The sequence below is a fragment of the Pseudomonas sp. Yb2C2 genome, assembly GCF_052112325.1.
GTDB lineage: Bacteria > Pseudomonadota > Gammaproteobacteria > Pseudomonadales > Pseudomonadaceae > Aquipseudomonas > Aquipseudomonas marginalis.
Genome location: NZ_JAVAJK010000025.1, coordinates 104,599 through 112,839 on the forward strand (window position 1 = coordinate 104,599; position 8,241 = coordinate 112,839).

The window sequence follows — 8,241 nt, forward strand, 5'->3', positions numbered from 1 at the left end:
TACCCTCGAAAAATAGCATGCATTGAGGGTTTGTCTTCAAATGAGTGCGGCAGGGCTGAAACCTTTCATCTTTCCGCCAGTTCGGGGCGGTCGCGAAATTGCTCCAGGGCCTGCGGGTTGGCCAGTGCGTCGGTATTCTTCACCGGCTCGCCGTGCACCACGTTACGCACCGCCAGTTCGACGATCTTGCCGCTGATGGTGCGCGGGATATCGCTGACGGCGAGGATCTTCGCCGGCACATGGCGCGGCGTGGTGTTGGCGCGGATCACCTGGCGGATCTGTTGCTCCAGGTCCTCATCCAGTTCGATCCCGTCATCCAGGCGCACAAACAGCACGACCCGCACATCGTCCTGCCAGCGTTGGCCGATGGCCAGGCTTTCCAGCACCTGCGGGACTTTTTCCACCTGGCGATAAATCTCCGCGGTGCCGATGCGCATGCCGCCGGGGTTGAGCACCGCGTCGGAGCGGCCGTGAATCAGCAGGCTGCCGTTGGGGCGTTGCTCGGCGTAGTCGCCCTGGGCCCACACCCCGGGAAACTGGCTGAAATACGAGGCGCGCAGCTTCTTCTGGTGCGGGTCGTTCCACAAGCCGATGGGCATCGCCGGGAAGTGCCGGGTGCACACCAGCTCGCCTTTTCCCCCGACCACCGGCCGGCCTTGGTCGTCCCACACCTCGATGGCCATCGCCAGGCTCTTGCATTGCATTACCCCGCGCCGCACCGGCAGCACCGGATTGCCGATCACAAAGCAGGAGACGATATCGGTGCCACCGGACATCGATGACAGGCACAGCTCGGCCTTGATCTCGCGGTACACGTAGTCGTAGCTCTGGGGCGACAAGGGCGAGCCGGTCGAAATCAGGCCCTTGAGGCTGCCCAGGTCGTGGCTCAGGCGCGGTTGCAGCCCGGCCTTTTCCAGGGTGGCAAGGAACTTGGGGCTGGTGCCGAACACGCTGATCTTTTCCGCGTCGATCAGGTCGATCAAGCGTTCCGGGCCGGGGTGAAACGGCGAGCCGTCATACAGCACCGCCGTGGCCCCGATGGCCAGCACCGAGACCAGCCAGTTCCACATCATCCAGCCGCAGGTGGTGTAGTAGAACAGGCAGTCCTCGCTGGATATGTCCGCGTGCAGGCCGTGTTCCTTGAGGTGGGTGAGCAGCACGCCGCCGGTGCCGTGGATGATGCATTTGGGCACGCCGGTGGTGCCGCTGGAATAGAGGATATACAGCGGATGGTCGAACGGCACCGCGACGAATTCAGGCTCGCCGCCGGGTTGGTAGAAGTCGTTCCAGAGGGCGACGCGGGCCTGGGTCTGATAGTCCTCGACGCAGGCCTGGGGCCGTGCATACGGGACGATGATCAATTGCTCCAGGGACGGCAGGCGTTCGAGGATTTCATTGAGCTTGGCGCTTTGGTCGATGGTTTTACCGGCGTAGCGGTACCCGGCGCAGGTGATCAGCACCTTGGGCTCGATCTGGCCGAAGCGGTCGATGACGCCTTGGGTGCCGAAGTCTGGCGAGGAGCATGACCAGATCGCGCCGAGACTGGTGGTGGCAAGCATGCCGACCAGGGTTTGCCAGGTATTGGGCATGCACGCGGCGACCCGGTCACCGCGGCCGACACCGGCCGCCCGCAGGCTGTCCTGCAGGCCGGCGACGTGGGCGGCCAGTTCGGCGTAGGTCAGTTGTTCGCGCTGGCCGTCTTCGCTGATCGCGACCACCGCCGCGTGATCGTCGCGGCGGCGTAACAGGTGTTCGGCAAAATTCAGGGTCGCGCCGGGAAACCACTGGGCGCTGGGCATCTCGACGTCTTCGATCAGCACTGCACTGGGCGGGCTGCGAAACTGCACATCGAAGAACGTGACGATCGCCTGCCAGAAGTCCGGGCGCTGGTCGATGCTCCACTGGTGCAGGGCCGGATAGTCGCTGAGCTGCACGCCGTGGCGATCATTGATAAAGCGCCGGAACTGGTCCATTCGCGTGGTGTGGATGCGTTCGGGGGAAGGTTGCCAGAGGATTTCGGACATCAGCACGGTCTCTTGTTCTTGTAAAAATCTACCCGTCAACATAGATCAACTGTGGGAGGGGGGGGCCCCACAGTTTAGAACTCCAGTGTCTGGTTTTATTGGGCCAGCCAGCCACCATCAATGTTCCACGCCGCCCCCCGCACCTGGGCCCCGGCCTCGCTGCACAAGAACAGCACCAGCTCTCCCAGCTGCGACGGCGTCACGAACTCCAGGGACGGCTGTTTCTCCGCCAGCAGATCATGTTGCGCCTGCTGCGGATCGACGCCATTGGCCACGCGATCATCAATCTGCTTCTGCACCAGCGGCGTCAGCACCCAGCCGGGGCAGATCGCGTTGCAGGTCACGTTGCTGGTGGCGGTCTCCAGGCCCACCACCTTGGTCAAGCCGATCACGCCGTGCTTGGCCGCCACATACGCGGCCTTGCCCACCGAGCCGACCTGGCCGTGCACCGAGGCGATGTTGACGATACGCCCCCAGCCCTTGGCCTTCATGCCCGGCAGGCTCAAGCGTGTGCTGTGGAACACCGAGGACAGGTTGATCGCGATGATCGCGTCCCAGCGCTCCAGCGGGAAGTCCTCCACCGCCGCCACGTGCTGGATGCCGGCGTTGTTGACCAGGATGTCGACACCGCCGAACTCACGCTCGGCGTAGGCGAGCATGTTGGCGATCTGCGCCGGGTCGCTGACGTCCGCCGGGTGATGGCCGACCTTGCCGCCAAACGCCTGCACCTGGGCGACCACCGCGCTGGCGTCGCCGAAGCCGTTGAGGATCAGGTTGGCGCCGGCCTTGGCCAGGCTCAGGGCGATACCCAGGCCGATGCCGCTGGTGGAGCCGGTAACCAGGGCGGTCTTGCCGTTCAATCTCGTCATGAAAACCTCACACAATGCCGGTGGCGTAGAAAGTACCGATCACCACGAACACCGCGAGGGTCTTGATGATCGTGATGCCGAAAATGTCCTTGTAGGCTTCGCGGTGGGTCAGGCCGGTCACAGCCAGCAGGGTGATCACCGCGCCGTTGTGGGGCAGGGTGTCCATGCCGCCGCTGGCCATGGCCGCGACCCGGTGCAGCACTTCAAGAGGAATATTGGCCGCATGGGCCGCCGCAATAAAGCTCTCGGACATGGCCGCCAGGGCGATGCTCATGCCGCCGGACGCAGAGCCGGTGATACCGGCCAGCAGGGTCACGGTAATCGCTTCGTTGACCAGCGGGTTGGGGATGCCTTTGAGCCAGTCCGCCAGCACCAGGAAGCCCGGCAGCGAAGCGATCACCGCGCCGAAGCCATATTCGGAAGCGGTGTTCATCGCCGCCAGCAATGCGCCGCTGACTGCGCTTTTGCTGCCGTCGGCGAGCTTACTTTTGATCGCCGACCAGCCGAATACCAGCACCATGATGATGCCCACCAGCAACGCCGCCTGCACCGCCCAGATCGCGGTGAGCTTGGCGATTTCAGTGGTCACCGGTGCGCTCATGCCCGGCAGGCTGAGGCTGTGGGTCTTGCCGTACCACTGTGGGATCCAGTGGGTGAACAGCAGGTTCATCACGCCCACCAGGATCAGCGGCGACAGCGCGATCCACGGGTTGGGCAGGGCAATGTTCTCGGCGGTCTCAGGCTCGTTGCGCAGCTCGGTGCCGTAGCCTTCACCCGCGCGCTGGGCCTTGTTGCGCTGGCGCGCCAGGTAGAGCATGCCGGCGCAGAACACGAAAATCGTGCCGATCAACCCCAGCCACGGCGCCGCCCAGGCGGTGGTGTTGAAGAAGGTGCTGGGGATGATGTTCTGGATCTGCGGCGTGCCGGGCAGGGCGTCCATGGTGAACGAGAACGCACCGAGGGCGATGGTCGCTGGGATCAGGCGCTTGGGGATATTGCTCTGGCGGAACATCTCCGCCGCAAACGGGTACACCGCAAACACCACCACAAACAGCGACACGCCACCATAGGTGAGCAGGGCGCAGACCAGCACGATCACCAGTATCGCCTGGCGCGTGCCGAGCAAACGGATCGCCGCCGCCACGATAGAGCGCGAGAAACCCGACAGCTCGATCAGCTTGCCGAACACCGCACCGAGCAGGAATACCGGGAAATACAGTTTGATAAAGCCGACCATTTTCTCCATGAACACCCCGGTAAAGGCAGGGGCGACGGCGGACGGGTCGGTGAGTAGCACGGCGCCGAGGGCGGCGATGGGGGCAAACAGGATAACGCTATAGCCACGGTAGGCAGCCAGCATCAGCAACGCGAGCGCTGCCAGGGCAATGATCACACTCATGGTGTGTCTCCATCGGATTGTTATTGTTGTGGGTGAAGCAGTGGGGAGGGCTATAGCGAGATGTGTGCCATATTTTCAAGCTGTTGAAATATATGGATATTTTTTAATTTCTTTGGAGTGTTTTTGCATGCTGTCTCAATTTAGAGACAAATGAAGACCAAATGTGGGAGGGGGCTTGCCCCGATAGCGGTGCATCAGCCAGTAAATGTGTTGACTGGCCTGATGCTATCGGAAGCAAGCCCCCTCCCACAGGGAGTGTCTTTATATGGAGAATTTTGTCTCTGTTTGGAGATCAGGCGATTCCAAGTGCCACCATCTTCTTGTACAACGTCGACCGCCCCAGCCCCAATCGCCTGGCCGCCTCCACCACATTCCCGTCACACGCCTGGAGTGCCGCCGCAATCACCTGCCGATCAAACCGCTCCCGCGCCGCCGCAAACGTCTCACCCTCAACCGTGTCCACTGCGCCGCGCGTCACCGGGCTGAACGTGCCAATCGCCGCGCGAATGTCCCTAGCGTTCAGCACCAGGTCATCGCTCAGCAACGCCGCGCGCTCCAGCACGTTGCGCAGTTCGCGGATGTTCCCCGGCCACGCATGCTGCGCCAACAGCGCCAGGGCCTCGCGGTCCAGTTCATGCTGGCTGCGCAGTTCCTCGAGGATCGCTTCGCTCAGCGCCGGAATGTCCTCCAGCCGTTCACGCAGCGGCGGCACCTGGATCGGCAATACGTTCAGGCGGTAATACAGGTCCGCACGGAACTCACCGCGCTTGATCGCCGCTTCCAGGTCCATGGAGGTGGCCGCGATCACCCGTACATCGCTGTGCAGCATTTCGTTGGAACCCACCGGTTCGAATTCCTTTTCCTGCAACACCCGCAGCAGCTTGCTTTGCAGCGGCAGCGGCATATCGCCGATTTCATCGAGGAACAGCGTGCCGCCCTGGGCAATCTGGAACTTGCCTGGACGGCCCTTGCGATCGGCACCGGTAAAGGCGCCCGGCGCGGTGCCGAAGAACTCGGCTTCCAGCAGGTCATGGGGAATCGCCGCGCTGTTGATGCTGACAAACGCCTTGTGCGCACGCGGTGAGGCACCGTGGATCGCCTGGGCGAGCAATTCCTTGCCGGTACCAGTCTCGCCCAGCAGCAGCACCGGCGATTCGGCGCTTGCGCTGCGTCGTGCACGGCGTTTGACTTCCAGGCTGGCGGCGCTGGTGCCGATAAAGTGCGCGAAGTTGTACTTGCTCTGGCGTGAGCGCAGCAACGAGCGGGTGGAGGCCAGTTCCTGCTGCATGCTCAGGTAGCGTTCGATCAGCGGCGACAGGTTGCGCAGCTCATCGAACAAGGCAAAGCCAATCGCACCGATCACTGCACCGGCGTCGTTGTGGATCGGCAGGCGCATCACCACCAAAGGGCCTTTGGGGGTGTCCTGGATGTCCAGCAGAATCGGCCGGTCGGTGCGCACCACCTGGCGCAACAGGCTGTTGGAAATCACCCGCTCGCACGGCTGGCCGATGGCTTCATCGGCACTCTTGAGGCCGAAGCGCTTGGCGTAGCGCTCATTCATCCAGACGATATTGGCGTCGCGGTCGACAATCACCGTGCCTTCGCTGGACTGCTCGATGATCTCGAACAGCGACTGGATCGCCAGGCCGCGAACCTGTTGGTAGTCCGTCAGGCTGGTACTCATGACGACAGCCCGCCGGCCGCCGCCAGGAGTTCTTTGGTATACGGATGCTGCGGTGCTTCGAAAACGTCATGGCTCGGCCCGCGCTCCACCACCTTGCCGTCCTTGATCACGATCATGTCATGGGCCATGGCGCGCACCACGGCGAGGTCATGGCTGATAAACAGGTAGGTCAGACCGTACTTTTCCTGCAATTCACGCAGCAACGCTACGACCTGCTTCTGCACCGTACGGTCCAGTGCCGAGGTCGGTTCATCCAGCAGCATCAGCGCCGGCTTGAGCACCAGCGCGCGGGCGATGGCGATGCGTTGGCGCTGGCCGCCGGAGAATTCATGGGGGAAGCGATGGCGGCTGGCGGGGTCGAGGCCCACGTCCTTGAGCACCTGGATCACTTGCGCATCGCGGTCGGCCAGGCTGCACGGCGCATGCACCTCCAGGCCTTCGCTGATGATCTGCTGCACCGACATGCGCGGGCTAAGGCTGCCGTAGGGGGCTTGGAAGACCACCTGCATCTGTTTGCGCCACGGGCGCATTTGCTTGTGGTTGAGCGGGTCGAGAGACTCGCCCTGGAAGCGGATGCTGCCGGTGGAGTCCAGCAGGCGCAGGATCGCCTGGCCGAGAGTGGACTTGCCCGAACCGGACTCGCCGACAATCCCCAGGGTCTTGCCGCGCTGCACGCTGAGGCTGATGCCATCCACCGCGCGCAGGTAGGTCTTGCGCCGGAACAGGCCGCCGCCCAGGGGGAATTGCACGCTCAGGTCGTGCACGTCCAGCACGGTCTCCCGTGGCTCGCTGCACAGCACATCGCCGGACGGCTCGGCGTCCAGCAGCAGGCGGCTGTAGGGGTGTTGGGGGGCCGTGAACAACGCCTCGCAGTCGGCCTGCTCGACAATCTCGCCGGCACGCATCACGCACACCCGCTGGGCAATGCTGCGCACCAGGTTGAGGTCATGGCTGATCAGCAGCAGCGACATGCCTAGGCGGTGTTGCAGGGACTTGAGCAGCAGCAGGATCTTGCGCTGCACGGTCACGTCGAGGGCGGTGGTGGGCTCGTCGGCGATCAGCAGTTCCGGCTCACAGGCCAGGGCCATGGCGATCATCACCCGTTGGCGTTGGCCCCCGGAGAGTTGGTGGGGATAGGCCTTGAGGCGTTCCTGTGGTTTCTGGATACCCACCAACTGCAGCAACTCGAGGATGCGCGCCTGAGCCGCCTTGCCGCCGAGGCCCTTGTGCAGCAGCAAGGTTTCGCCGATCTGTTTTTCGATGCTGTGCAGTGGGTTGAGGGAGGTCATCGGCTCCTGGAAGATCATCGCAATGCGGTTGCCGCGCAGTTTCTGCAAGGTCGACGCCGAGGCGCCGATCAGTTCCTGGCCGCGATACTTCACGGAGCCGCGGGTTTCAGTACCGGCTTCGGGCAGCAGTTGCAGAATCGAGTGGGCGGTCACCGACTTGCCGGAGCCGGACTCACCCACCAGCGCCAGGCACTCGCCGGGGCGTACGTCCAGGCTCAGGTTGCGTACCACGGTCTGGCCGCTGAAGGCGACGCTGAGGTCGCGGATTTCGATCAGGTTCATACGCAGTCACTCATGAGCGTGGGTCGAAGGCATCACGTAATGCCTCGCCGATAAAGACCAGCAGCGACAGGATCAGCGCCAAGGTGAAAAACGCCGTCAGGCCCAGCCACGGCGCTTGCAGGTTCTGCTTGCCCTGGGCAATCAGCTCGCCCAGTGACGCACTGCCCGCAGGCATGCCGAAACCGAGGAAATCCAGGGCGCTCAGGGTGGAAATCGCCCCGGTGAGGATAAACGGCAGGTAGCTCAAGGTGGCGGTCATGGCGTTGGGCAGGATGTGCCGGCGAATGATCTTGCCGTCGCCCAGGCCCAGGGCCCGTGCGGCCTTGACGTACTCCAGGTTGCGCCCGCGCAGGAACTCGGCGCGCACCACATCCACCAGGGCCAGCCAGGAAAACAGCGCCATGATCCCCAGCAACCACCAGAAGTTCGGCTCGACAAACCCCGACAGGATGATCAGCAGGTACAGCACCGGCAGCCCGGACCACACTTCAAGGATGCGTTGGCCGAGCAGATCCACCCAGCCGCCGTAATAGCCCTGCAAGGCCCCGGCGGCGATGCCGATGGTGGCGCTGATCGCGGTGAGTGCCAGGGCAAACAGGATTGACACCCGCGCGCCGAAGATCACCCGTGCCAGCACATCCCGCGACTGGTCATCGGTACCCAGCCAGTTCACCGTCGAGGGCGGGCTGGGGGC

Annotated in this window: 6 protein-coding genes; all 6 read right to left on the minus strand. The window is 63.5% G+C overall.

What is annotated here, in order from left to right; genetic code table 11:
* Positions 1 to 65 precede the first annotated feature (65 nt).
* Complete coding sequence (locus tag Q8X51_RS27355; RefSeq protein WP_407694197.1) at positions 66 to 2,024, minus strand: acetoacetate--CoA ligase; 1,959 nt, start codon at positions 2,022 to 2,024, stop codon at positions 66 to 68.
* 95 nt (positions 2,025 to 2,119) lie between these two features.
* On the minus strand, positions 2,120 to 2,893 hold the full coding sequence (locus Q8X51_RS27360; protein WP_407694196.1) for a 3-hydroxybutyrate dehydrogenase: 774 nt from the start codon (positions 2,891 to 2,893) through the stop codon (positions 2,120 to 2,122).
* Between the two features lie 7 nt (positions 2,894 to 2,900).
* Positions 2,901 to 4,292 (minus strand): GntP family permease, encoded by a 1,392-nt coding sequence (locus Q8X51_RS27365; protein WP_407694195.1) that lies wholly within the window; start codon positions 4,290 to 4,292, stop codon positions 2,901 to 2,903.
* Positions 4,293 to 4,584: 292 nt separating this feature from the next.
* Positions 4,585 to 5,976, minus strand: coding sequence for a sigma-54 interaction domain-containing protein (locus tag Q8X51_RS27370; RefSeq protein WP_065948197.1), 1,392 nt, complete (start codon positions 5,974 to 5,976; stop codon positions 4,585 to 4,587).
* Positions 5,973 to 7,547, minus strand: a complete 1,575-nt coding sequence (locus Q8X51_RS27375; protein ID WP_407694194.1) for an ABC transporter ATP-binding protein — start codon at positions 7,545 to 7,547, stop codon at positions 5,973 to 5,975. Before Q8X51_RS27375 ends, Q8X51_RS27370 begins: the two co-directional genes overlap by 4 nt.
* 10 nt (positions 7,548 to 7,557) lie before the next feature.
* Positions 7,558 to 8,241 (minus strand): ABC transporter permease subunit (locus Q8X51_RS27380; RefSeq protein WP_407694985.1); only part of this gene is annotated, 684 nt, incomplete at its 5' end.

Bases quoted from the DNA above. Each gene is read 5' to 3' on its own strand.
- Q8X51_RS27355 (WP_407694197.1), bottom strand. From the start codon at position 2,024: ATGTCCGAAATCCTCTGGCAACCTTCCCCCGAACGCATCCACACCACG.
- Q8X51_RS27360 (WP_407694196.1), bottom strand. From the start codon at position 2,893: ATGACGAGATTGAACGGCAAGACCGCCCTGGTTACCGGCTCCACCAGC.
- Q8X51_RS27365 (WP_407694195.1), bottom strand. From the start codon at position 4,292: ATGAGTGTGATCATTGCCCTGGCAGCGCTCGCGTTGCTGATGCTGGCT.
- Q8X51_RS27370 (WP_065948197.1), bottom strand. From the start codon at position 5,976: ATGAGTACCAGCCTGACGGACTACCAACAGGTTCGCGGCCTGGCGATC.
- Q8X51_RS27375 (WP_407694194.1), bottom strand. From the start codon at position 7,547: ATGAACCTGATCGAAATCCGCGACCTCAGCGTCGCCTTCAGCGGCCAG.